This is a genomic window from Amycolatopsis keratiniphila subsp. keratiniphila, from assembly GCF_001620365.2.
Taxonomy (GTDB): domain Bacteria; phylum Actinomycetota; class Actinomycetes; order Mycobacteriales; family Pseudonocardiaceae; genus Amycolatopsis; species Amycolatopsis keratiniphila.
In genome coordinates this window covers 76,744-99,601 of record NZ_LQMT02000032.1, presented here as the reverse complement: position 1 = coordinate 99,601, position 22,858 = coordinate 76,744, and the positions used below count along the sequence as shown (strand labels likewise).

The following is a 22,858-nucleotide window of genomic DNA, read 5'->3' as shown; positions in this document are numbered from 1 at the left end:
CGGAAGGGACGATATTCCTGGTCCGGGCCGTTCGCAGGGGCACGCCGCGAGCTACCGCGGCCAGCCTAATGGTTCGGCCGGTCGAGGACCCGCGATCACCCTCTGGAAACAGCACGTCTAACATCGGGGAAGGGTTCAGAACACGGGATCCGGGGCCGCCACATCACCCGGAAGCCTGGTGGGCCCCGCCCCGAAAACTGACGCAGGGAGTGAAATGTCGTTGGTGAACGCTGCGCACGGACGCAGTGACAGCACCAGCGCCGTACATCCGACCGGTGAACGACCGCACGGTGGCCGGCGAACAATCCGCCAGGTCGTCGGCGCGTACGCCGCCCTCGCGAAGCCCAGGGTGATCGAGCTCCTCCTCGTCACCACGATTCCCGCGATGTTCCTGGCGGGCCGGGAAATCCCGTCCCCGTGGCTGGTCCTCGCGACGCTCGTGGGCGGCACCATGGCCGCCGGTAGCGCCAACGCCTTGAACTGCGTCATCGACGCGGACATCGACAAGGTGATGAATCGCACGAAGCGCCGGCCGCTGGTGAAGGAATCCGTTCCCCGGCGAGGCGCGCTGATCTTCGGTCTCGTGCTCGGCGTCCTGTCGTTCGTCGTGCTCTATTTCACGGTGAACCTGCTCTCGGCGATCCTCGCGATCGTGACGATCCTCTTCTACATCTTCGTCTACACGCTGGTGTTGAAGCGGCGTACGTCACAGAACGTGGTCTGGGGCGGCGCGGCGGGCTGCATGCCGGTCGTCATCGGCTGGGCCGCCGTCACCGGCACGGTCGAGTGGCCCGCGTTCGTGATGTTCGGCGTCATCTTCTTCTGGACCCCGCCGCACACCTGGGCGCTGGGCATGAAGTACCGCGAGGACTACGAGCGCGCCGGCGTGCCGATGCTGCCGGTGGTGGCCACCCCGCAGCACGTGGCGCGGCAGATCGTCATCTACTCGTGGGTGATGGTCGCGTGGACGCTGCTGCTGGTCCCGGTGACGAGCTGGATCTACACGACGTTCGCGATCCTGGCCGGCGGCTGGTTCCTCTTCTACGCGCACAGCCTGAACGCGGCGGTGCGGCGCGGCGAGGAGACCAAGCCGATGTCGCTGTTCCACCGGTCGAACACGTACCTGATGATCGTGTTCGTCGCGCTGGCGGTGGACTCGGCGATCGGGCTTCCCGCCATCGGGCTGCCTTTCTGATCTTGTAGCGCGTGAAGGCCCCCTTCCCCCGGCTGAGCCGAGGGAAGGGGGCCTTCACGCGTGTCGGGGTTCCCAATGTGGCGTTGGGGACGCTCAACGGCCCCAATGCCACATTCGGGGCGCCAAGATGTTGTCCTGAAGGCCTCCTTTGAGACGATGAATGTCCTAAAGGGGGCCTTCAGGACGCTCGAACCCACGCCGTTCCCACCTGTCGGCGCGCCTTCCTCCTGGTCCGGGTGAAAGCGCGGGAATGAGATGATGGCGGGCGCCGTTGTACTTCGTTCGGCCCCTGTCCCACCTCTCGAAAGCAGGCTGCTTTTGTCCGTGTCCCCGGACCGGGAACTCGACGCGCTCGAGCAGGACGTCGCGCTCGAGCAGCAGTACGTCACCACCCTCTACCGCAAGCTCGACACCGAACGCGTCGACGCGCAGCGCAGGCTCGACGAGACGCTGCGCCAGACCGGCGGCACCCCGCAGGCGCGCACCGAACGCGACGTCGCCACGACGCTGTACACCGACAGGCTGGCCCAGCTGAGCTCCGTCGAGCAGGGCCTGTGCTTCGGCCGCCTCGACTTCCTGCCGGACCACGCGGAGGAGACCACCTACATCGGACGGCTCGGGCTGTTCGACGAGGACGACGACTACCGTCCGCTGCTGGTCGACTGGCGCGCGCCGGTCGCGCGGCCCTTCTACCTCGCCACCGCGGCCTCGCCCGAAGGTGTCCGGCGGCGCCGTCACATCCGGTCGCTGAGCCGGAAGGTCGTCGGCGTCGACGACGAGATCCTCGACCTCTCCGCCGCCGACCAGGGCCAGGACCTCGGGCTCGCGGGCGAGGCGGCGTTGCTGGCCGCGCTGGAGCGCCGCCGCACCGGCGAGATGAGCGACATCGTCGCCACCATCCAGGCCGAGCAGGACCGCATCATCCGCGCGTCGCCGAACGGCGTTCTGGTGGTCCAGGGCGGGCCGGGCACCGGCAAGACCGCCGTCGCGCTGCACCGCGCGGCGTACCTGCTCTACACGCATCGCCAGCAGCTCACCACACGTGGCGTGCTGGTGGTCGGGCCGAACAGCACGTTCCTCCGCTACATCGGGCAGGTCCTGCCGTCGCTGGGTGAGACAGGGGTGCTGCTGGCCACGATCGGGCAGCTGTACCCCGGCCTGGACGCCACCGGACCGGTCACCCGCGAGGCCGCCGAGATCAAGGGCCGTCCCGTGATGGCCGACGTGCTCGCCAACGCGGTCCGCGACCGGCAGCGTGTGCCGGAACCGGTGCTGGAGATCGAATTCGAGCGCGAGATCCTCATGCTCGACCGCAAGACCTGCACCGAGGCGCGGACGCGGGCCCGGCGGTCGCGCCGTCCGCACAACCTCGCGCGGCGGATCTTCGTCTCGGACCTCCTCGACGCGCTGACCAGGCAGGCCGCCCGCAAACTGGGGGAGGACCTGCTCGACGCGCGCGACGTCCAGGACATCCGGGCCGAGGTCGCCGCGGACGGGAACGTGGCCGCCGCGATCAACGGGCTGTGGCCCAAACTCACCCCGGAGATCGTGCTCGACGAGCTGTTCGCCGACCGCGAACGGCTGCGCAGCGCGGCCGGGAAAGCCTTGTCGGACACCGATCGTGAGCATCTCTACAGCCCGACGGACGCGAAGTGGAGCCCGTCGGACGTCCCGTTGCTCGACGAGCTCGCCGAACTGCTCGGCGAGGACGACACCGAAGCCCGCGCCGAGGCCGCCCGCCGCGAGCGGGAGGACCGCGCCTACGCGGAAGGTGTGCTCGACATCCTCGAACAGGACGAGGAGATCGTCGACGAGGAACTGCTGCGGGTGGGCGACGTCCTCGACGCCGAACTGTTCGCCGAACGTCAGCAGCGCCGCAGCGAGATGACCGCGGCACAGCGGGCCGCCCAGGACCGGACCTGGACCTTCGGGCACGTGATCGTCGACGAGGCGCAGGAACTGACCGCGATGGACTGGCGCCTGCTGATGCGCCGGTCGCCGAACCGGTCGATGACGCTGGTCGGCGACGTCGCCCAGACCGGCGCGGCCGGTGGGGCGAAGTCGTGGGGAGAGGCGCTTTCGCCGTACGTCGCCGACCGCTGGCGGCTCGAAGAACTGACCGTGAACTACCGGACCCCGGCGGAGATCATGGCCGTCGCGTCCCGGGTGCTCGCCGATGTCAACCCGGAGCTGGAGGCGCCGGTTTCGGTGCGGGAGACGGGTTTCGAGCCCTGGCTGCGTGCGGTGGACCCGGCGGAGCTCGTCGCGGAACTGCCCGGTCTCGTCGACGCCGAACTGTCCGCTGTGGACGGTGGGACGGTCGCGGTGCTGTGTCCGTCGCCGTTGGTCCCGACACTGACGGAGACGCTCGGCGAGTCGGGGGACCGGGTTTCGGTGATGCCGGTCGAGCGGGCGAAGGGGCTGGAGTTCGACTCGGTCCTGCTGATCGCCCCGGACGAGGTCGTCGCCGAGTCGCCGCGCGGGCTCAACGATCTTTATGTGGCCCTGACCAGGGCGACCCGTCGGATGGGCGTAGTGCAGACCGGTGACCTTGTTCCCGCGCTGGAGGGTCTTGGCTAAGGTCGGCCGCATGCGCACATTCGGCAAGATCGTGGTCATCGGCGCGGGCGTCCTCGCCCTGGCGGCCTGTGGCGAGAAACAGAACACCGCAGGTTCGGCCCAGACCTCCGGTGCGGCCCCCGCGTCGCAGGCGTCGTCGGCTCCGGCCGCCCCGAAGGGCAAGGAATGCACGGCCGAGGACGTGAAGACCACCGGGAAGTTCGGCGAGGCGCCGACCATCACCATCCCGGACGACTGCGATCCGCCGAAGAAGCTCATCACCAAGGACCTCGAGCCCGGCACCGGCGAGGGCGCCAAGGCGGGCGCGAAGCTGAAGATGAACTATTCGCTGGTCACCTGGTCCAACAAGCAGAAGCTGGACAGCTCGTTCGACCGCGGCGAACCGTTCGAGCTGACACTCGGCGCCGGTGACGTCATCAAGGGCTGGGACCAGGGACTCGAAGGGATCAAGCAGGGCGCGCGGCGGCTGCTGATCATCCCGCCGGACCTCGGCTACGGCCAGGGCGGGAACGGCATCGAGCCGAACGAGACGCTGGTGTTCGTGACCGACGCGGTGAGCGTCCCGACCGACAAGGGCTGATGGGGACCTCCGACGGCCGTGTCCACCGGGGCCGGGTTCGTTCCTGGCTGGTGGACGACGGCTGGGGAGTGGTCGAGTCGGCTGACTTCGCCGACCCGATCTGGGTCCATTACTCGATGCTGGAGGGCTTCGGCCCCGGCGAGTTCCGGAAGCTCGACGTGGGCGACGAGGTCGAGCTGACCGTCGAGCACGCGGAACAGGACGAGTTCCGGCTGCGGGCGCTCTGGGTCCGCGTGCGATGACCTGAAGTCCGTGAAGGCCTCCTTGAGGGACCCAGAGTCCCTCAAGGAGGCCTTCACGGACTTCCCATCAGCCTTGGTACTCCCAGGTGAGTAGCGTGATCTCCAAGCCCTTCTCGACCTTCGCCTCGGGCGGCAGGTCGGTCAGGGCGTAACCGACGCGGCGGGCGACGGCCGCGCTGGCCGCGTTCTCGGCGTCGATCTTCAGCTGGAGCGGTCCCAGCCCGAGGTCCAGCGCGTGCGCGGTGAGCACCCGCAGCGACCGCGCCGCCAGATCCCGCCCGCGGTGGGCGGGCCCGACGGCGTACCCGAGCTCGGCCGCGCCGTCCTTCAGGAACAGGACCACCTCGCCGAGCGGCTCGCCGCCGTCGGCCGTGATGGCCAGCCGCAGCCCCGTGCCCTCGGTACGGCGAGCGACGTACTTCTCGTAGTGCGCCTTCGCCGCCACCTCGTCGAACGGGGAGGGCAGCGGCGTGAACCGCGCGACCGCGGGGTTGTCGAACAGCCCCGGCATGAACGCGATGTCGTCCTCGGCCCACTCCCGCAGAACGAGCCCCTCGCCGGTGAGCCGGACCTCCTCCGGCCAGAGCGCCGTCACGGGATCAGCAGGAGCTTGCCGGTGGTGCGGCGCCCCTGGAGGTCTTCGTGCGCCTGACGGGCGTCGGCCAGCGGGTAGCGGCCGCCGATCCGGATGTTCAGCGAGCCGTCCTGAACGGCGGCGAACAGCTCGTTCACGCGCCACTCCAGTTCCTCGCGGGTGAGCACGTAGTGCGCGGAGGTCGGGCGGGTGAGGTACACCGAGCCGCTGCGGTTGAGCAGCTGGGGGTCGATCGGCGGCACCGGACCGCTGGCCGCGCCGTAGAGGGCGAGCAGGCCGCGGATCTTCAGGCTCGCCAGGCTGCCGTCCACAGTGGACTTGCCGACGCCGTCGTAAACGACCTCGACCCCCTTGCCGCCGGTGAGGTCGCGGGTGGCCTTGGCGAAGTCGACCTGGTCGTAGCGGATGACGTCGTCCGCGCCCGCCTGCCTGGCGAGTTCGGCCTTCTCGTCGGTGGAGACGGTGCCGATCACCCGGGCACCGCGCGCCTTGGCCAGCTGGACCAGCAGCAGGCCCATCCCGCCCGCCGCGGCGTGGATCAGCACGTCGTCACCGGCCTTGACCTCGTAGGTCGAGGCGATCAGCGCGTGCGCGGTGATCCCCTGGAGCATCGTGGCGGCGGCGGTCTCCTCGGACACGCCGTCCGGGATCTTCACCGCGATCGCGGCCGGGACAAGACGACGCTGGGCGTAGCTGCCCAGCGAACCCTGCCAGGCGACCCGGTCGCCGACGGCGAACCCGGTCACGTCCGCGCCGACCGCGGCCACCGTGCCGGCACCCTCCATGCCGAGGATGAACGGCGTGTCGACCGGGTAGATGCCCTCACGGTGGTAGGTGTCGATGTAATTGACGCCCGCCGCCGCGACGTCCACGAGCAGCTCCCCGGCACCGGGATCGCCGACCTCGACTTCCGACAGCTCAAGGACTTCGGGGCCACCGGTTCGCCGGATCTGTACTGCCGCGGGCATACATCCTCCTCGTTCAAGGTCGTTCCGACCGGGACAACTATGGCCGACGCCACGGTTATTCCGCGTCCCGGGCCTTTCGCGGTTAAGCTCGGCGCGTGGCTGAGACCGAAGAGAAGACCGAGACCGCCGCCCCCACGTCGCGCCAGGTCGCGGCCGCCCGAGACTTCGTGAAGCGGCACGGGAAGCCGTCGCGCGCGGTGGTGGAGAACATCGGCCGGGCCGGCGCGCGGGTCGTGCTCGTGGGCGCCGACGGTGCGCTCGGCGACGTCGTCGTCGCCTCCGTGGAGGCGGGCGAGGCGCTGGTCGAGGCCGTCGAAGACCTCGAGCCCGCCGAGTGGGACAGCGAGACCGTGAAGGCCACCAAGATCGGCGCCGAGCACCGTCGCCGGATGGCGGGGAAGTGAGCGGCTCCGCGATCTTCGTCGCCTGCTCCACGCTGCCGGAAGGCGACGGCGACGAACACGCCGTTCCCGAGGCGCTGGCCGACCTCGGTTTCAAGACCCGCTGGGCCGCCTGGGACGACACGACGGTCGACTTCGGCGCCGCGGACATCGTCGTGCTGCGCGCCACCTGGGACTACGCGGAGCGCCACGACGAGTTCCTGTCCTGGACCGAGTCCGTGCCGTCGTTGTCCAATTCGGCCGAAGTCGTGCGCTGGAACACCGACAAGTCCTACCTTGCCGAACTCGGCGACGCCGGGGTGGCGGTCGTGCCGACGACGCTGATCGCGCCGGACGACAAGGCACCGCGCTGGCCCAAGGGCGAGTTCGTGCTGAAGCCCGCCATCGGCGCCGGTTCGCGCGGAGCGGGCCGGTTCACCGAGGGCGACGCGGCCGCCGCGCACCTGTCGGGGTTGCAGGCGGACGGGAACACCGTGCTGCTCCAGCCTTATCAGTCCAGTGTGGACAGTGCGGGTGAGATCGCGCTGGTGTACTTCGGCGGCGTGTACTCGCACGCGTTCTCGAAGGCCGCGATGCTGGGCCGGGAACTCGACGAATCCGGGCTGTACGTGACGGAGAAACTCGCGCCCGTGCAGCCGGCCGCGGGATTCCGCGCGCTGGCCGAAGACGCTTTGGACGCGACGGCGGCGCTGCTGGGCATCCTGCGCGCGGAGCTGCTCTACGCCCGGGTGGACCTCGTCGCCGGGCCGGACGGCAGGCCACTGCTACTGGAGCTGGAGCTCGTCGAGCCTTCGCTCGGGTTCCGGCAGACCGATGCCGCCGCGGCCTGGCGGTTCGCCTCCGCCGTCCGCCAGCAACTCGCCTGACCCGATGCCATGAACGGGCCGTTCCTTGCAAAATTTGCAAGGAACGGCCCGTTCATAGCGCGCTAGGGGGTCAGGCGGGTTTGACGAGTTTCGCGGCCAGGCGCTCCGGCTTCGGCCACCGCACGTCCCGCGCCCAGCCGAACTTCTCGAACAGCCAGATCACCCGCGCGGACACGTCGACCTGTCCGCGCAGGACACCGTGCCGCGCGCAGGTCGGGTCGGCGTGGTGGGAGTTGTGCCACGACTCGCCCATGGACAGGATCGCCAGCGGCCAGAAGTTCGCCGCCTTGTCCCGGCTGGCGAACGGGCGCTCGCCGACCAGGTGGCAGATCGAGTTCACCGACCAGGTGACGTGGTGCAGGAACGCGATCCGGACCAGCCCGGCCCAGAAGAACCCGGTCACCACGCCCCACCACGACCAGCTGATCAGTCCGCCGAGGACCGCGGGCAGCGCGAGGCTCAGCGTGATCCACAGCCAGAAGTAGCGGTTCACCACGCGAAGATCCTTGTCCGCCACCAGATCCGGCGCGAACCGGTCGTAGTTGGTCACCTCGCGGCTGAACATCCAGCCCATATGCGCGTGCCAGAAGCCGCGCAGCAGCGCTCCGGGCGACGTCCCGAACAGCCAGGGGGAGTGCGGGTCGCCTTCACGGTCGGCGAAGGCGTGGTGGCGACGGTGGCTGGCCACCCAGAAGATCACCGAACCCTGCACCGCGAAACTCCCGGCGATGGCGAGCGCGACCCGCAGCGGGCGCCCGGCCTTGAACGCGCCGTGGGTGAAGTAGCGGTGGTAGCCGACGGTCACCCCGAGCGTCCCGAGGGTGTAGAACACCGCCGCCAGCGCCAGATCGACCCAGGTCATGCCCCAACCCCACACGATCGGCACGGCGGCGAGCAGCGCGACGAACGGGACCAGCAGGAAGGTCTTGAGTATGAGCATCTCGCCGGAACCCCGGCGGTGGGAGATCAGGGGTTTGGACGGACTGGCCGGTGCGTCCGGCTCGGTGCTGGCGGTCATGCGACACCTCGTGCCTCGACTCGGTGGTGACCCCCGAGTGGGGCACCGAGCGCAGCGTAAGGGCAGTGTCTGGCGAGCACGCCGCCCGGGGGTTACGTCCGGTTTGCCACGGGGTCAGTTCGAAGTGGCGAGTTCCCGGTCGGCGACGGGCGAAACCGGCGCGGAGCCACGATCGCGTGAACCGCACCACAGTGCGGCCGTCGAGATGATCACCAACGCGGAGCCGAGGACGTGGAGCGAGACCAGCGCCTCCGGCACGCCGAGCGCGTACTGCACCGAGCCCAGGACGCCCTGGGAAAGCGCGACGACCCACACGATCGTGTACCGCCGCCACACCGGCTTCGGCGTCTCGCCCCGCATCAACTGGAGCCCGAAGACGGCCAGCACGATCAGGTAGACCACCAGCAGTCCGCCATGGACCTGGGTGAGCGTCTCGATCGGCGCCTGGAGCCGGTGGGTGCCGGGGTCGCCGCCGTGCGGGCCCGCGCCGGTCACGACGGTGCCCGCGACGAGGACGGCCCACATGGCCGCAGCGAGCACGATCAGCGTCTTGCGGCCCGCGTCCGGGATCAGCCAGCGCGCGGGCTCGTCACCCTCCTTGAACGCCCGCAGCAGCAGCACCGCGAGCCAGACCAGGGGAGTGGAGGCCAGGAAGTGGAGCGCGACGGTCCACCATTCGAGTTTCGCGAGCACGGTGATCCCGCCGACGACGGCCTGCAGCATCACGCCGGCGGGCATCGTCCAGGCCAGCTTCACCAGGCGACGGCGGCTCGGGTGCTCGATCTGCACGCGCCACGCGGTGATCACGCACAGCGCGGCGACCAGGATGACCACCCCGGTCAGCATCCGGTTGCTGAACTCGATCCACTGGGTGAGCGCGTCGAACTCGGGGTGCGCGACCGGCACGATGCTGCCTTCGACGCACTGCGGCCAGGTCGGGCAGCCGAGGCCCGAACCCGTGACCCGGACGACCGAGCCGGTGACGCCGATACCCGCCTGTGCGATCACCGCCGCTATCGCGACCGCTCGCTGGACCGCGAACGAGGGATACGGCAGACGCGCTACAAGGCTCTGGAACGGCACCGTCCGATGCTAGAACGCCGTTCCTGAGAGCGTTCCACCGGCCACACGCGGTGTGTCGGCCGCCTCAGGTCAGGCGAGTGGTCTTGCTCGCCACCGCGCCCGCGACGACACCCCAGCCGACGAGCACCGCGAACGGGCCCCAGCCGAACGAACCGTCCAGCAGCACCGAGCGCAGGCCTTCGGCGAGCGCGCCCGAGGGCAGCAGTTCGACGATCCACGCGACGCCGGACGGCATCGTCGACGGAGCCAGCAGGATGCCGCCGGCGAGCAGCAGCACGAACCAGACGATGTTCGCCAGCGCCAGTACGGCCTCCGCGCGTAGCGCCCCGCCGAGCAACAGGCCCAGTGCGCCGAACGCGAGCGTGCCGACGAGCAGGAACGGGATGGCACCGAGGATGCCGCCGAGCGACGGCGACCAGCCCAGCAGCGCGGCGACCACACCGAGGATCACTGCCTGCAGCGCGACCACCACCAGTGCGGCGGCGACCCGGCCCGCGACGAGCAGCCAGCGGGGGAGCGCGGTGGCGGAAAGCCGTTTGAGGACGCCGTAACGGCGGTCGAAACCCAGCGCGATGGCCTGTCCGGTGAACGCCGAAGACATCACCGCCAGTGCCAGGATCCTCGGCGTGATCCAGTCCACTTTGGACGAACCGCCGAGCTGTGACGACGGCAGGATGTCCAGCAGCGACAGGCCGATCAGCAGCGCGAGCGGGATGAGCAGGGTCAGCAGGATCTGCTCGCCGTGGCGCAGCGTCAGGCTCGCCTCGACCTTCGCGTGCGTGCGCAGCATCTTGCCGAGCGAACCACGACCGGGGGCCGGGGTGAACGTGCCCGCGGGGAACCGAGGCGTGGAAGTCGTCATGCGCGCAGTTCCCGTCCGGTCAGTTCCAGGAAGACCTCTTCCAGCGTGCGCCTGCCGACCTGGAGTTCCTCCGGCATGACACCCTGCTGCGCGCACCACGCCGTCACCGTCGACACCACCTGTGGGTCGATCGCGCCCTCGACGAGGTACGTCCCCGGCGCCGACTCGTGGACGAGGTGTCCCTCGGGCAGTGCCGCGGTCAGCAGCGCGGTGTCGAGCTTCGTACGCGCCTTGAATCGCAGCTGCGCGGTCTCGCCGGCTTCGACGGTCAGCGACTGGGGGGAGCCTTCGACGACGACCTTGCCGTGATCGACGATCACCACGGTGTCGGCCAGCGTTTCGGCTTCCTCCATCAGATGCGTGGTGAGCAGCACGCTGACCCCGTCGGCGCGCAGTGCCTCGAGCAGATCCCAGACCAGGCGCCGGGCCTGCGGGTCCATGCCGGCCGTCGGCTCGTCGAGGAAGAGCAGTTCCGGCCGCCCGACGAGCGCGCAGGCGAGCGAGAGCCGTTGCTGCTGCCCGCCGGAAAGCCGTTTGAACGGCGTCTTCCTCGCTCCCGAAAGCCCGAGGACGTCCAGCAGCCAGGCCGGGTCGAGCGGGTTCGCGGCGCACGCGGCGACCAGGCCGAGCATCTCGTCGGCGCGGACGCCGGGATACGCGCCGCCGCCCTGCGGCATCACGCCGATCCGCGGCCGCAGCGCCGCGCCGTCGCGCGCCGGGTTCAGGCCCAGCACGCGGGCTTCGCCGTCGTCAGGCCGCAGGAAGCCTTCGCAGATCTCGACGGTGGTGGTCTTGCCGGCCCCGTTCGGGCCGAGCAGAGCGAGCAGGGTGCCACGTTCCATCCGCAGGTCGAGTCCATCGACGGCGGTGGTGGATCCGTAGCGCTTCACCAGCCCGGTGATCTCGACGGCGGGGGCGTTCACGACAGGTCACGATACGGCCTCACGCCGGGACCGAATGCTCCGGGGACGGTCTGGACAGCAGCAGTGGTGAGAGGCGGTGGACGATGAACAGCCCCAGCAGCGTGACGACCCCGGCCGCCGCCCACGCGAACGGCAGGACGAACCCGCGGCCCTCGAAGGTGCTCCCCGTCGTCGGCAGGAGGAACGGCAGGACGGCGGTGACGATCGTCGCGGCGATGCGGAACCGCGAGGTCCCCGCCGCCGCGGCGAGCGGGATGATCGCCCACAGCAGGTACCAGGGTTGCAGCGCGACGTGCAGCACCATCACCGCGCCGAGCGAGACACCGAGGCCGATGATCGGCCGGTAGCGCCATTTGAAGCTGTCCCAGAGGAACTTGACCGTCACCGCGCCCGCGACGAGATAGCCGAGCGCGCCAAGGATCGGCACCATCGCGTTGGTGTGGTTGCCGAGACCGAGCGCGATGCCGAGGACGCCGCCGAGCGCGGCGAGTTCCGAAGTCGGCGAGATCCACGAGCGGACCAGTCCGGGCGTCCCGAGCGCGCCGACCCAGCCGAAGCCGAGACCGGTGCCGTAACAGACCGCCACCAGGGTCACGCCGAACAGCAACGCCATCGGCACCGCCGCGGTGAGCAGGTCCTTGATCCGGCCGTGCCAGCGTCTGGCCACCATCACCGTGAAGAACGGCAGCGCCAGGATCGCGTTGATCTTCACCGCTACGCCGAGCGTGATGAGCGCCACTCCGAGCCCGATGTAGAGGAGTTCGCCCTTGGCCAGCGGCGGTGGTTCGTCGTTCTTGAACCGCACCGGCATCCGCTGGAGGCCGACCTCCAGACCGGCCACCATGAGCCCGATCGCGAGCGCGTCGTTGTGGGCGCCGGCGACGAAGTGGAAGATCAGCAGCGGGTTCGCCGCGCCGAGCCACAGCGCGGTCGCGGGCTGCACGCCGAACCGCCGGGCCAGCCGGGGCAGCGCCCAGATGATCAGGATGACGCCGATCAGCGCGAGCCCGCGTTGCAGCAGCACGCCGGTGACGATGTTGCCGCTGCTCAGCGGGGCGAGCCAGCCGCCGAGCCGCAGCAGCAGCGGGCCGTAGGGCGCCGGGGTCTCGCGCCACATGTTGGAGACACCCGAGGTCAGTGGGTCGGAGACGCCGAGCGCTTCGGCCGGGCCGAGGGAGTACGGGTCCATCCCGCGGGCGACGATCTCGCTCTGCGCGAGATAGCTGTAGACGTCGCGGGAGAACAGCGGCGGGATGAACAGCAGCGGCGTGCACCAGAGCGCGATCGTGCGGGCGAGCTGGCCCTGGGTGGCGAGGCGGCGGCGCGCGGGCTGCGCGAACCGGCCGAGCAGCAGCCAGCTGAGCACGATGATCGCCATCCCGGCCAGGCCCATCGCGAGCGAGACCATCGGGATCCGGGTGAACAGCCGCAGGACCGGGATCTCCTGCACCGGGTTGATCACCGGGGCGGCACCCGCGCCGAGCGAGCCGAGGGCGAGGAACAGGGAGCCGACCGCGCCGAACCGGCGGACCACGTTCAGCCCGCGCAGTTCCTTGTCGTCCAGGGGTTCCGGATCGTGCGGGCGCCCGGGCACGAGCGTCGCCACGGGCCCTGAAGCCCGGTCTTCGTCCGTGTCCCGCTGTGCCGGGTGATCGCCCACTGCCACGCACGAAGGGTAGCGATGCCGGGAACAGACCGGGCGAGTACGTGGTTACCCCTGCGCCCGGCCCAGCCGAAGTGACCCACGCCACTCCGTGAGGCACCCCTCTTTGCCGTCGCTCCGGAAATACGTCACACTTGTGTTGTGAAAAAGACGGGGACGCAGGACGAGGCCGGTGGCGACATGCCCCGCGCCGAGGTCCAGCCTGTCCCCGTGCAGGTCGGCCCCGAGGGCCGGACCAGGCACGAAGTGGCCCGCCTGCTGCTGGAACAGGGTCCGATGACCGCCGTCGTGGTGGCCGAGCAGCTGGGTATCAGCGCCGCCGCCGTCCGCCGTCATCTCGACGCCCTGCTCGCCGACGGCGAGGCCGAAACCCGGGACGCGCCCCGCCGCGGCCCCCGCGGGCGAGGCCGTCCCGCCAAGAACTTCCTGCTCACCGAAGCGGGCCGGGCCCGGTTCGGGCACGCCTACGACGACCTCGCGTCCTCGGCCATCCGCTTCCTCGCCGAACACGCCGGGGAAGACGCCGTGAAGGCCTTCGCGGAGGCTCGTGTCGCTTCGCTGGTCGGCCCGCACCAGGACGCGATCACCAAGCACACGGATCCGGCCGCGCGTGCCGAGGCTCTCGCTGCGGCGCTGACCAGGGAGGGCTACGCTGCGTCGACCCGTCAGGTCGGTGTCGGCGAACAGCTCTGCCAGCACCATTGCCCGGTCGCCCACGTCGCCGCCGAGTTCCCTCAGTTGTGCGAAGCCGAGACCGAGGCTTTCGCGGAACTTCTGGGTACTCACGTCCAGCGGCTGGCGACCATCGCACGCGGTGACAACGCGTGCACCACACACGTACCCGTCGTCTCGGCGGGTCACCCGGCCACACCCGGGCCGGGAAGCACGGCGCCCTCCCCAGGGCGCACAGCACGGATCCCGAATGGAGGGAAACCCGCATGACTGCCGCTGCCGAGCAGCGCACTCCCACCACCGCGCCCATGAGCCAGGAAGAGACCATCGAGTCCCTTGGCAAGTACGCGTTCGGCTGGGCGGACTCCGACGAGGCGGGCTCAACGGCCCGTCGCGGACTGAACGAGGACGTCGTCACCGACATCTCCTCGAAGAAGTCCGAGCCGGAGTGGATGCGCGAAGCGCGACTGAAGGCGCTCAAGCTCTTCGACTTGAAGCCGATGCCCAACTGGGGTGCGGACCTCTCCGGGATCGACTTCGACAACATCAAGTACTTCGTGCGGTCCACGGAGAAGCAGGCCACTTCCTGGGAAGACCTGCCCGAGGACATCAAGAACACGTACGACAAGCTGGGCATCCCCGAGGCGGAGAAGCAGCGCCTCGTCGCCGGTGTCGCCGCGCAGTACGAGTCCGAGGTCGTCTACCACCAGATCCGCGAGGACCTGGAGGCGCAGGGCGTCCTGTTCCTGGACACCGACACCGCGCTCAAGGAGCACCCGGAGATCTTCAAGGAGTACTTCGGCTCCGTGATCCCGGCCGGGGACAACAAGTTCTCCGCGCTGAACACCGCGGTGTGGTCCGGCGGTTCGTTCATCTACGTGCCCAAGGGCGTCAAGGTGGACATCCCGCTGCAGGCCTACTTCCGCATCAACACCGAGAACATGGGTCAGTTCGAGCGGACCCTGATCATCGTCGACGAAGACGCCTACGTGCACTACGTCGAGGGTTGCACCGCGCCGATCTACCAGTCCGACTCGCTGCACTCGGCGGTCGTGGAGATCATCGTGAAGAAGGGCGCCCGCTGCCGCTACACGACCATCCAGAACTGGTCGAACAACGTCTACAACCTGGTCACCAAGCGCGCCAAGTGCGAAGAGGGCGCGACCATGGAGTGGATCGACGGCAACATCGGCTCCAAGGTCACGATGAAGTACCCGTCCGTGTTCCTCATGGGCGAGCACGCCAAGGGCGAGGTCCTCTCGGTCGCGTTCGCGGGCGAGGGCCAGCACCAGGACGCCGGCGCGAAGATGGAGCACCTGGCGCCGCACACCTCCTCGACCATCGTGTCGAAGTCGGTGGCGCGCGGCGGTGGCCGCACCTCGTACCGCGGCCTGGTCAAGGTCGCGAAGCGGGCGCACCACTCGCGCTCCAGCGTCGTCTGCGACGCGCTGCTGGTGGACACGATCTCGCGGTCGGACACGTACCCGTACGTCGACATCCGCAACGACGAGGTCTCCATGGGCCACGAGGCGACCGTCTCGAAGGTCAGCGAAGACCAGATGTTCTACCTCATGTCGCGCGGTCTCGACGAGGCCGAGGCCATGGCGATGATCGTGCGAGGGTTCGTCGAGCCCATCGCGCGTGAGCTGCCGATGGAGTACGCGCTCGAGCTGAACCGCCTGATCGAGCTTCAGATGGAAGGGTCCGTCGGCTAGTCATGTCGGTTACCGAGAACAACGTTTCCGAAGCGATGCGCGAAGGGGTGGTCGTTCCGGCCACCTCTCGCGCGGAGCGATTCACCTCCTACGACGTCGAGGCCTTCGAGGTCCCCGGCGGTCGTGAGGAGAACTGGCGCTTCACGCCGATGAAGCGGCTGCGCGGCCTGCACGACGGGTCCGCCGCCGCCTCGGGTTCGGCCACCGTGGACGCCGACGCCGCCCCCGAACTGAAGATCGAGACGGTCGGCCGGGACGACGAGCGCCTCGGCGCCGCGGGTGTCCCGAGCGACCGGATCGCCGCGCAGGCCTACTCCTCGTTCACCGAGGCCACCGTCATCACGGTGCCCAAGGAGACGAAGACGTCGAAGCCGTCGACGGTGAAGATCACCGGACCCGGCGAGGGCAAGGTCGCCTACGGGCACGTGCAGGTGCGCGCCGAGCAGTTCTCCGAGGCCGTCATCGTCCTCGACCACGTCGGCTCGGGCACCTACGCCGACAACGTCGAGTTCGTCATCGGCGACTCGGCGAACGTCACCGTGGTCAGCGTCCAGGATTGGGCCGACGACGCGGTGCACGTCTCCGAGCAGCACCTCAAGCTCGGGCGCGACGCCAGCCTCAAGCACATCGTCATCACCCTGGGCGGTGACCTCGTGCGTGTCTCCCCGACGGCGACCTTCGCCGACAAGGGCGGCGACGTCGAGATGCTCGGCCTGTACTTCGCGGACGAAGCCCAGCACCAGGAGCACCGGCTCTTCGTCGACCACGCGGTGCCGAACTGCAAGTCGCGGGTGATGTACAAGGGCGCGCTGCAGGGCGATGGCGCGCACACCGTGTGGGTCGGCGACGTGCTGATCCGGGCGGCCGCCGAGGCCACCGACACCTACGAGCTCAACCGCAACCTGGTGCTGACGCCGGGCGCGCGGGCGGACTCGATCCCCAACCTGGAGATCGAGACCGGCGAGATCGAAGGCGCCGGCCACGCGAGCGCGACGGGAAGGTTCGACGACGAGCAGTTGTTCTACCTCCAGTCGCGCGGAATCGGCGAAGACGCCGCGCGCCGCCTGGTCGTACGCGGGTTCTTCCACGAGATCCTGGTCAAGATCGGCGTTCCCGAGGTGCGCGAGCGTCTCGAGGCCGCGATCGAAGCCGAACTCGAAGCCGTGGGCGCCTGAGCCCTCGTCCGTCCACATCAGACTTTTAGGAAAGAAATGCCTACGCTGGAAATCAAGGATCTGCACGCCTCGGTCACGACCGAGGAGGGCCCCAAGGAGATCCTCAAGGGCGTCAACCTGACCATCAAGTCGGGCGAGACCCACGCGATCATGGGCCCCAACGGTTCGGGCAAGTCCACGCTGTCCTACGCCATCGCCGGTCACCCCAAGTACGAAGTCACCTCCGGGCAGGTCCTGCTCGACGGTGAGGACGTGCTGGAGATGAGCGTCGACGAGCGCGCCCGCGCGGGCCTGTTCCTCGCCATGCAGTACCCGGTCGAGGTGCCGGGCGTGTCCATGTCCAACTTCCTCCGCACCGCGGCCACCGCGGTCCGTGGCGAGGCCCCCAAGCTGCGCCACTGGGTCAAGGAGGTCAAGGACGAGATGGGCAAGCTGGAGATCTCGTCCGAGTTCGCCGAGCGTTCGGTGAACGAGGGCTTCTCCGGCGGCGAGAAGAAGCGCCACGAGATCCTGCAGCTGGCGCTGCTCAAGCCGAAGATCGCCATCCTCGACGAGACCGACTCCGGCCTCGACGTCGACGCGCTGCGCGTCGTGTCCGAGGGTGTCAACGAGTTCAAGGCCAACAACGACGCCGGCGTCATGCTGATCACGCACTACACGCGGATCCTGCGGCACATCACGCCCGACTTCGTGCACGTCTTCGCCGGCGGCAAGATCGTCGAGTCCGGCGGCCGTGAACTCGCGGACGAGCTCGAGGAGAACGGGTACGTCAAGTACACCGGCTCCGCCGAGACCGCCGCCGTCTGATCACTGAACTTCACGACTACACCGAGAGGAGTTGGCCCGATGACCACCACCACGGCTAACTCTGTTCCGCTGGACGTAGCGGCCATCAGGGCCGACTTCCCGATCCTGACCCGCACGGTCCGGGACGGGAAACCCTTGGTGTATCTGGATTCCGGTGCGACGTCCCAGAAGCCGGCGCAGGTGCTCGAAGCCGAGCGCCGGTTCCTGGAGACCTCGAACGCCGCGGTGCACCGCGGCGCGCACCAGCTCGCCGAGGAGGCGACCGACGCCTACGAGTCCGCCCGTGTGCGGATCGCGGAGTTCGTCGGCGCCTCCCCGCACGAGCTGGTGTTCACCAAGAACGCCACCGAGGGCATCAACCTCGTCGCCTACGCGATGAGCAACGCCGCCACGGCCGGTCCCGAGGCCGAGCGGTTCAAGCTCGGACCCGGCGACGAGATCGTCATCACCGAGATGGAGCACCACGCGAACCTGGTTCCCTGGCAGCAGCTCTGTCAGCGCACCGGCGCGACGCTGAAGTGGTTCTCCGTCACCGCGGACGGCCGCCTCGATCTGTCCAATGTGGACGAGCTGATCACCGAGCGGACCAAGGTGCTGGCGTTCACGCACCAGTCCAACGTGCTCGGCACGATCAACCCGGTCGAGTTCCTGGTGAAGAAGGCCCGCAAGGTCGGCGCACTGGTCGTGCTGGACGCCTGCCAGTCGGTGCCGCACTTCCCGGTGGACCTGCACGCGCTGGACGTCGACTTCGCCGCTTTCGCCGGGCACAAGATGGTCGGCCCGTACGGCATCGGTGTCCTTTACGGCCGGCGTGAGCTGCTCGAAGCGATGCCGCCGTTCCTGACCGGCGGCTCGATGATCGAGCTGGTCCGCATGGAGCAGACCACCTTCGCCGCGCCGCCGCAGCGATTCGAGGCCGGCACCCCGATGACGTCGCAGGCCGTCGGTCTCGGCGCGGCCGCCGACTACCTGTCGGCGATCGGCATGGACCGGGTCGCCGCGCACGAGCACCTCCTCACCGAGGCGGCGCTTGCCGGGCTCGGCGAGATCCCGGGTGTGCGGATCATCGGCCCGACCGACATGGCCGACCGCGGCGGACTGGTGTCGTTCGTCATCGACGGCGTCCACCCGCACGACTCGGGGCAGGTGCTGGACAGCCTCGGCGTCGCCGTCCGCGTCGGGCACCACTGCGCGTGGCCGCTGCACCGGGCCTGCTCGGTGCCCGCGACCGTGCGCGCGTCGTTCTACGTCTACAACACACTGTCCGAAGTGGACGCGCTGGTGAACGGGGTGCGTGAGGCGCAGAAGTTCTTCGGGGTGGCGTGATGAACCTCGAAAGCATGTACCAGGAGATCATCCTGGACCACTACAAGAACCCGCACGGCCGCGGTCTGCGCGAGCCGTACGACGCCGAGTCGTTCCAGGTCAACCCGACCTGCGGCGACGAGGTGACGCTGCGGGTGAAGGTCGACGACGGGAAGGTCGCCGACGTCTCCTACGAGGGACAGGGCTGTTCGATCAGCCAGGCTTCCACGTCGGTCTTGACGGATCTCGTCGTCGGGCACACCGTGGAGGAGGCGTTCACCACCATGGACGCCTTCGTCGAGCTGATGCAGGGCAAAGGGCAGATCGAACCCGATGAGGACGTGCTGGAGGACGGCATCGCCTTCGCCGGCGTGGCCAAGTACCCGGCCCGCGTGAAATGCGCCCTGCTCGGGTGGATGGCGTTCAAGGACGCCGTCGCCCGCACGACCAACGGAGTTGAGACGGCATGACCGAACAGCAGACCGAAACCCGCGAGGGGCGCACGGCCGCCGACCTCGACGCCGAGACCGCCGCCGCCCCGGACAGCGCCGACGTGGCGAAGGTCGAGGACGTCGAAGAGGCGATGCGCGACGTCGTCGACCCGGAACTCGGCATCAACGTCGTCGACCTCGGGCTGGTCTACGACATCCGCGTCGAGGCGGACAACACCGCCACCATCGACATGACGCTGACGTCGGCGGCCTGCCCGCTGACCGACGTCATCGAGGACCAGACCGGTGCCGCGCTCGTCGGCGGGGGAACGGGGCTGGTCAAGGACTTCCGGATCAACTGGGTCTGGATGCCGCCGTGGGGTCCGGAGAAGATCACCGACGACGGCCGCGAACAGCTGCGGGCGCTCGGCTTCACCGTCTGAGGCTCGCTTCGCTCCTTTCGAGTGCTAGGAACGGTCCTTTCCTTGCGAAATTTGCAAGGAAAGGACCGTTCATTGCACTCGGGGGCGGGTAGAGGGCGCCGAGCGTATAACGGCCTATACCGCGCCGCTGGGTGCGGGTAGCGCGGGTTCGCGTGTCTGGATGGACGACGCGTGTGATCGGGCGGACGACACGCGTGATCAGGCGGACGACTCGCAGCGAAGCCCGGCCGGGCGCGTGTCGTCCATCCAGACACGCGTGTCGTCCGCCTGATCACGCGAGTCGTCCGGTCAAGCACAGGACATGAGGGTCGGACCACGCGGCAATAAGCTGCCGGGATGATCATCCGGTCCATCGCGCTCTTCGCGCTCGCCGCCCTGCTGGAAATCGGCGGCGCCTGGCTGATCTGGCAAGGCGTCCGGGAACACCGCGGCTACCTCTGGATCGGTGCCGGTGTCGTCGCACTGGGCCTCTACGGCTTCGTCGCCACCTTGCAGCCCGACGCGAACTTCGGCCGTATCCTCGCCGCGTACGGCGGAGTGTTCGTCGCGGGTTCGCTGGCGTGGGGCGTGGTCGCCGACGGCTACCGCCCGGACCGCTACGACGTGATCGGCGCCTTGATCTGCCTGGCCGGGGTCGGGGTCATCATGTACGCGCCCCGAGGTTGAGCGGCGCTACTCTGCGCTGTGACCGAAACCGACTTCCCGCGCCGCCCGCCGACAGACCCGGGCCGAAGCGAAGATTCTCCCCGCTCCTGCTCGTGATGGTCCTGCTGGCCGTCGTCGGCGTGGGCACCGGCGGATACGGGTTCTGGACCCTGCTGAGCTATCGCATGGTGAGCGTCCCCGGCGGCGGGATGGCGCCCACGATCCAGCCGGGCGCGGTGGTCCTCATGGAGGTTTCCGCGTTCCCGGATTCGAGCCCCGCCGACGGCCGGATCGTCAAGCGGGTGATCGGTGTCGGCGGCGACCAGGTCGTGTGCTGTACGAACGACAACTTGATCGCCGTCAACGGGAAACCGGTCAAAGAGCCCTACACCGAGGACGACAACGGGCACGGCCGCAAGGAGTACCGGCCGTTCAGCGTCCAGGTTCCGCCGGGCGCCGTGTTCGTCGTGGGCGACCAGCGGAACAATTCCCGGGACTCACGGCTCTACGTCGGCATGCCGGGCGACGGCGCCGTGCCGCTGTCGAAAGTGGTCGGAGTCGTCGTCGGCTTGGGGAGTGTCCTCGCCGCCGACCCCTTCCCGCAGACCACCGCCTTCGTCGAGGCCGGGCTGCCCGGCGATCCGGTGTCCGACACCGGGTTCCGCACCTCGCGCAACCTCGCGTTCGGCGGGGCCGGGCTCGTCGCCGTCGGGGTCATCGGGGCGATCGTGACCGTTGTCCGCTCCGCCGGAAAACGACGAAGAGCAGCCGCAATCCCACCAATGCGCTGACCACCAGCAGGTTGTAGCCGAACATCTGGTGGAGCGTGACCCCGGCCAGCACCTCCGGGCCGGTCGCGCTGCCCAGCAGCAGCACGGCCATCAGGCCGGTGGCCACGCCGACGAACGCCAGCAGGATCTCGTGCACCAGCCCGGTGACCACGTCGCGGTCGCGTTCGTCGGAGAACAGCCGGACGTTGACCGAAAGCCTGCCCTGCTCCAGTGCGTCGCCGATCCGGTCAACGCGGCGGGGTAGCCGTCGCAGCACCGGCAGGAGCGCCATCAGTTCGTTGGTGGCCGTGGAGCGCAGCGATTCCGGGCGCAATCCGGCACCGACCTGCTCGGCGGCGTAGGCGCGGGATTCGACGACGATGTTGAATCCCGGCGCCAGCGCGGCCAGCGTTCCCTCCAAGGTGGCCAGGGCGCGGAACACCGCGGCGATGGGCGGGGGCACGCTGAGCTTGAAGTCGGCGATCACCCGGAACAGGTCGGTGAACATGTCCAGATCCGGGGCCTGGCCATGGTTGAAATGCTTGGCCACCAAGGCACCCAGCGCCCGCTCCAGCCGCCGCTCCTCGATCTCGTCCGGCCGGTCGACGATCTCCAGCAGGCCGTCGCGCAGCGCTGCCGGGTCTCCGCGGTCCAGTGCGAGGATCAGGTTCTGCAGTCCGCCGCGCAGGCCGGAGTCGAGCCTGCCGACGGAGCCGAAGTCGAGCAGGCCCAGCCTGCCGTCGGCGAGCAGCAGGACGTTGCCGGGATGCGGGTCGGCGTGGAAGACACCGCTGCCCATCACCTGGCCGAGCACGCACCGCAGCATCGACCGCGCGAGTTTCGCCCGTTCCGCGACCGGCACCTGCTCCTTGGCGGCGGCGAGCGGTTTGCCGTCGAGCCGCCGCATCACCAGGACACGTTCGGTGGACAGTTCTTTGTGGACGGTCGGGAGAGCGACCTCGGTGTCCGGGGACGCGGCGGTGACCGCTTCGATGTTCCTGGCCTCGGTGCGGAAATCGAGCTCCTCGACCAGTGCGTCGGCGAATCCTTCGGCGAGGTCGACGACGCCGAGCGAACGTGCCCAGCCCGCGCGCAGGTCCAGTGCGGCCGCCACCCGGCGGACGATGTCGAGGTCCCGATCGACCAGGGCTTGCACGCCGGGCCGCTGCACCTTGACGACCACGTCCTGCCCGCCCCGCAGCTTCGCCCGGTAGACCTGCGCGATCGACGCGGCCGCGATCGGTTCCGGGTCGAATTCGGCGAAGATCTCCTCCGGGTTCCCGCCCAGCTCCTCCCGCAGCACCGTCGCGACCTCGTCGGCGTCGGCGAAGGCGACCTGGTCCTGGAGTTTGCTGAGTTCGTCGACGAAAACCGGCGGCAGCAGATCGGAGCGGGTCGAGAGCAGCTGGCCGAGTTTCACGAACGTCACGCCGCCCTCCTCCAGCGCGCGCCGCAGCGAGCGCGCCAGTTTGGCGTGCCGGACCTGGGCGAGGCCGGGTTCGCGGCGGCCGGTGAGGTAGCGGCCGAGGCCGTGCTTGATCGCGATCCGGGTGATCTGGGAGTAGCGCCGGGTCCGCGCCGCGCGGCGGCGCATCGACCGGATCCTGCCGATCAGCCCGAGACCCGAACCGGCGGGAAGCGCGAGTTCCGCGACGAACAGGAAGATCAGCGTGGCCAGGAAGGCGCTGCCCGCCACGGGGATGACCAGCCCGGCGAAGGCGTTCCCCGCGTACATCGCCTGCGGGAACGCGGCGATGATGCCACCCGCGACCAGCCAGCCGAATCCGGCGGCGCAGCCCGCGCGGATCAGGCCGATCCGCACCCCCAGCACGCGGCGGGCGGCGACCACGAGCGGCCACAGCATGAGCGCGTAGACGGGCAGGGTGAGCAGGCCGAGCAGCAGGTTCATGCCGAAGAGG

General features: G+C 69.4%; 23 protein-coding genes. 15 read left to right on the top strand and 8 right to left on the bottom strand.

The window, feature by feature from the left end; genetic code table 11:
• The first annotated feature begins 214 nt into the window (after window positions 1-214).
• From AVR91_RS30330 to AVR91_RS30315, 4 genes are all read left to right on the top strand, one after another.
• Window positions 215-1,195 (top strand): heme o synthase, encoded by a 981-nt coding sequence (locus AVR91_RS30330; RefSeq protein ID WP_016333153.1) that lies wholly within the window; start codon window positions 215-217, stop codon window positions 1,193-1,195.
• A gap of 324 nt (window positions 1,196-1,519) precedes the next feature.
• A complete protein-coding gene (locus AVR91_RS30325) occupies window positions 1,520-3,775 on the top strand; it encodes a HelD family protein (RefSeq protein WP_143254163.1) in 2,256 nt (751 codons plus the stop codon).
• Between the two features lie 10 nt (window positions 3,776-3,785).
• Complete coding sequence (locus tag AVR91_RS30320) at window positions 3,786-4,355, top strand: FKBP-type peptidyl-prolyl cis-trans isomerase (RefSeq protein ID WP_063270994.1); 570 nt, start codon at window positions 3,786-3,788, stop codon at window positions 4,353-4,355.
• Window positions 4,355-4,597, top strand: a complete 243-nt coding sequence (locus tag AVR91_RS30315) for a cold-shock protein (RefSeq protein WP_063270993.1) — start codon at window positions 4,355-4,357, stop codon at window positions 4,595-4,597. Before AVR91_RS30320 ends, AVR91_RS30315 begins: the two co-directional genes overlap by 1 nt.
• 67 nt (window positions 4,598-4,664) lie before the next feature.
• Here the strand turns inward: AVR91_RS30315 and AVR91_RS30310 are convergent, their stop codons facing one another.
• Complete coding sequence (locus AVR91_RS30310) at window positions 4,665-5,192, bottom strand: GNAT family N-acetyltransferase (protein ID WP_063270992.1); 528 nt, start codon at window positions 5,190-5,192, stop codon at window positions 4,665-4,667.
• Window positions 5,189-6,160, bottom strand: a complete 972-nt coding sequence (locus AVR91_RS30305) for a quinone oxidoreductase family protein (RefSeq protein WP_063270991.1) — start codon at window positions 6,158-6,160, stop codon at window positions 5,189-5,191. Before AVR91_RS30305 ends, AVR91_RS30310 begins: the two co-directional genes overlap by 4 nt.
• Window positions 6,161-6,255: 95 nt before the next feature.
• Here AVR91_RS30305 and AVR91_RS30300 point away from each other — a divergent pair, with 95 nt between their 5' ends.
• Window positions 6,256-6,564, top strand: a complete 309-nt coding sequence (locus AVR91_RS30300) for a hypothetical protein (protein ID WP_063270990.1) — start codon at window positions 6,256-6,258, stop codon at window positions 6,562-6,564.
• Window positions 6,561-7,427, top strand: coding sequence for an ATP-grasp domain-containing protein (locus AVR91_RS30295; protein WP_063270989.1), 867 nt, complete (start codon window positions 6,561-6,563; stop codon window positions 7,425-7,427). The genes AVR91_RS30300 and AVR91_RS30295 overlap by 4 nt, the downstream gene beginning before the upstream one ends.
• Window positions 7,428-7,497: 70 nt before the next feature.
• Here AVR91_RS30295 and AVR91_RS30290 read toward each other — a convergent pair whose 3' ends face one another.
• From AVR91_RS30290 to mptB, 5 genes are all read right to left on the bottom strand, one after another.
• Entirely contained in the window at window positions 7,498-8,445 is a 948-nt protein-coding gene (locus AVR91_RS30290; protein ID WP_063276061.1) for an acyl-CoA desaturase, read from the bottom strand.
• Window positions 8,446-8,559: 114 nt separating this feature from the next.
• Window positions 8,560-9,528: a COX15/CtaA family protein gene (locus AVR91_RS30285; protein ID WP_063276060.1), complete on the bottom strand. Its 969-nt coding sequence runs from the start codon at window positions 9,526-9,528 to the stop codon at window positions 8,560-8,562.
• A 64-nt stretch (window positions 9,529-9,592) separates the two neighbouring features.
• Window positions 9,593-10,390, bottom strand: a complete 798-nt coding sequence (locus tag AVR91_RS30280; RefSeq protein ID WP_063276059.1) for an ABC transporter permease — start codon at window positions 10,388-10,390, stop codon at window positions 9,593-9,595.
• Window positions 10,387-11,313, bottom strand: coding sequence for an ABC transporter ATP-binding protein (locus tag AVR91_RS30275; RefSeq protein WP_063276058.1), 927 nt, complete (start codon window positions 11,311-11,313; stop codon window positions 10,387-10,389). Before AVR91_RS30275 ends, AVR91_RS30280 begins: the two co-directional genes overlap by 4 nt.
• Window positions 11,314-11,332: 19 nt before the next feature.
• Window positions 11,333-12,919 (bottom strand): polyprenol phosphomannose-dependent alpha 1,6 mannosyltransferase MptB, encoded by a 1,587-nt coding sequence (gene mptB, locus AVR91_RS30270; protein ID WP_063276057.1) that lies wholly within the window; start codon window positions 12,917-12,919, stop codon window positions 11,333-11,335.
• Window positions 12,920-13,117: 198 nt separating this feature from the next.
• Here mptB and AVR91_RS30265 point away from each other — a divergent pair, with 198 nt between their 5' ends.
• The 9 genes from AVR91_RS30265 (at window position 13,118) to lepB (ending at window position 20,960) form a co-directional block, all read left to right on the top strand.
• Complete coding sequence (locus AVR91_RS30265; RefSeq protein ID WP_394329698.1) at window positions 13,118-13,918, top strand: helix-turn-helix transcriptional regulator; 801 nt, start codon at window positions 13,118-13,120, stop codon at window positions 13,916-13,918.
• Window positions 13,915-15,363 (top strand): Fe-S cluster assembly protein SufB, encoded by a 1,449-nt coding sequence (gene sufB / locus AVR91_RS30260; RefSeq protein WP_038515497.1) that lies wholly within the window; start codon window positions 13,915-13,917, stop codon window positions 15,361-15,363. The genes AVR91_RS30265 and sufB overlap by 4 nt, the downstream gene beginning before the upstream one ends.
• 2 nt (window positions 15,364-15,365) lie before the next feature.
• Window positions 15,366-16,538, top strand: coding sequence for a Fe-S cluster assembly protein SufD (gene sufD, locus AVR91_RS30255; protein ID WP_063276056.1), 1,173 nt, complete (start codon window positions 15,366-15,368; stop codon window positions 16,536-16,538).
• A 36-nt stretch (window positions 16,539-16,574) separates the two neighbouring features.
• Entirely contained in the window at window positions 16,575-17,345 is a 771-nt protein-coding gene (sufC, locus tag AVR91_RS30250; RefSeq protein WP_063276055.1) for a Fe-S cluster assembly ATPase SufC, read from the top strand.
• 39 nt (window positions 17,346-17,384) lie between these two features.
• The gene (locus tag AVR91_RS30245; RefSeq protein ID WP_063276054.1) at window positions 17,385-18,671 is read left to right on the top strand and encodes a cysteine desulfurase; all 1,287 of its coding nucleotides are present in this window, start codon (window positions 17,385-17,387) and stop codon (window positions 18,669-18,671) included.
• Window positions 18,671-19,120 carry a Fe-S cluster assembly sulfur transfer protein SufU gene (gene sufU, locus AVR91_RS30240; RefSeq protein WP_038515493.1) on the top strand — a complete coding sequence of 150 codons (450 nt, stop codon included), beginning with the start codon at window positions 18,671-18,673 and terminating at the stop codon, window positions 19,118-19,120. Before AVR91_RS30245 ends, sufU begins: the two co-directional genes overlap by 1 nt.
• A complete protein-coding gene (locus AVR91_RS30235) occupies window positions 19,117-19,524 on the top strand; it encodes a metal-sulfur cluster assembly factor (protein WP_016333171.1) in 408 nt (135 codons plus the stop codon). The genes sufU and AVR91_RS30235 overlap by 4 nt, the downstream gene beginning before the upstream one ends.
• Before the next feature lie 336 nt (window positions 19,525-19,860).
• Complete coding sequence (locus AVR91_RS30230) at window positions 19,861-20,190, top strand: YnfA family protein (protein WP_063276053.1); 330 nt, start codon at window positions 19,861-19,863, stop codon at window positions 20,188-20,190.
• A 95-nt stretch (window positions 20,191-20,285) separates the two neighbouring features.
• Window positions 20,286-20,960 (top strand): signal peptidase I, encoded by a 675-nt coding sequence (gene lepB, locus AVR91_RS30225; protein ID WP_063276052.1) that lies wholly within the window; start codon window positions 20,286-20,288, stop codon window positions 20,958-20,960.
• On the opposite strand, the gene AVR91_RS30220 is transcribed toward lepB, so the two are convergent.
• Window positions 20,884-22,848 (bottom strand): ABC1 kinase family protein, encoded by a 1,965-nt coding sequence (locus tag AVR91_RS30220; RefSeq protein ID WP_063276051.1) that lies wholly within the window; start codon window positions 22,846-22,848, stop codon window positions 20,884-20,886. The two genes, lepB and AVR91_RS30220, sit on opposite strands and share 77 nt — an antisense overlap.
• Between the last annotated feature and the right edge of the window lie 10 nt (window positions 22,849-22,858).

What these genes read in the sequence shown, in the direction of transcription:
- AVR91_RS30220 (WP_063276051.1), bottom strand. Translation starts at nt 22,848, where the DNA reads ATGAACCTGCTGCTCGGCCTGCTCACCCTGCCCGTCTACGCGCTCATG.
- AVR91_RS30315 (WP_063270993.1), top strand. Translation starts at nt 4,355, where the DNA reads ATGGGGACCTCCGACGGCCGTGTCCACCGGGGCCGGGTTCGTTCCTGG.
- sufC (WP_063276055.1), top strand. Translation starts at nt 16,575, where the DNA reads ATGCCTACGCTGGAAATCAAGGATCTGCACGCCTCGGTCACGACCGAG.
- AVR91_RS30230 (WP_063276053.1), top strand. Translation starts at nt 19,861, where the DNA reads ATGATCATCCGGTCCATCGCGCTCTTCGCGCTCGCCGCCCTGCTGGAA.
- sufU (WP_038515493.1), top strand. Translation starts at nt 18,671, where the DNA reads ATGAACCTCGAAAGCATGTACCAGGAGATCATCCTGGACCACTACAAG.
- AVR91_RS30320 (WP_063270994.1), top strand. Translation starts at nt 3,786, where the DNA reads ATGCGCACATTCGGCAAGATCGTGGTCATCGGCGCGGGCGTCCTCGCC.
- AVR91_RS30280 (WP_063276059.1), bottom strand. Translation starts at nt 10,390, where the DNA reads ATGACGACTTCCACGCCTCGGTTCCCCGCGGGCACGTTCACCCCGGCC.
- AVR91_RS30245 (WP_063276054.1), top strand. Translation starts at nt 17,385, where the DNA reads ATGACCACCACCACGGCTAACTCTGTTCCGCTGGACGTAGCGGCCATC.
- sufD (WP_063276056.1), top strand. Translation starts at nt 15,366, where the DNA reads ATGTCGGTTACCGAGAACAACGTTTCCGAAGCGATGCGCGAAGGGGTG.
- AVR91_RS30290 (WP_063276061.1), bottom strand. Translation starts at nt 8,445, where the DNA reads ATGACCGCCAGCACCGAGCCGGACGCACCGGCCAGTCCGTCCAAACCC.
- lepB (WP_063276052.1), top strand. Translation starts at nt 20,286, where the DNA reads ATGGTCCTGCTGGCCGTCGTCGGCGTGGGCACCGGCGGATACGGGTTC.
- AVR91_RS30235 (WP_016333171.1), top strand. Translation starts at nt 19,117, where the DNA reads ATGACCGAACAGCAGACCGAAACCCGCGAGGGGCGCACGGCCGCCGAC.
- AVR91_RS30330 (WP_016333153.1), top strand. Translation starts at nt 215, where the DNA reads ATGTCGTTGGTGAACGCTGCGCACGGACGCAGTGACAGCACCAGCGCC.
- AVR91_RS30305 (WP_063270991.1), bottom strand. Translation starts at nt 6,160, where the DNA reads ATGCCCGCGGCAGTACAGATCCGGCGAACCGGTGGCCCCGAAGTCCTT.
- sufB (WP_038515497.1), top strand. Translation starts at nt 13,915, where the DNA reads ATGACTGCCGCTGCCGAGCAGCGCACTCCCACCACCGCGCCCATGAGC.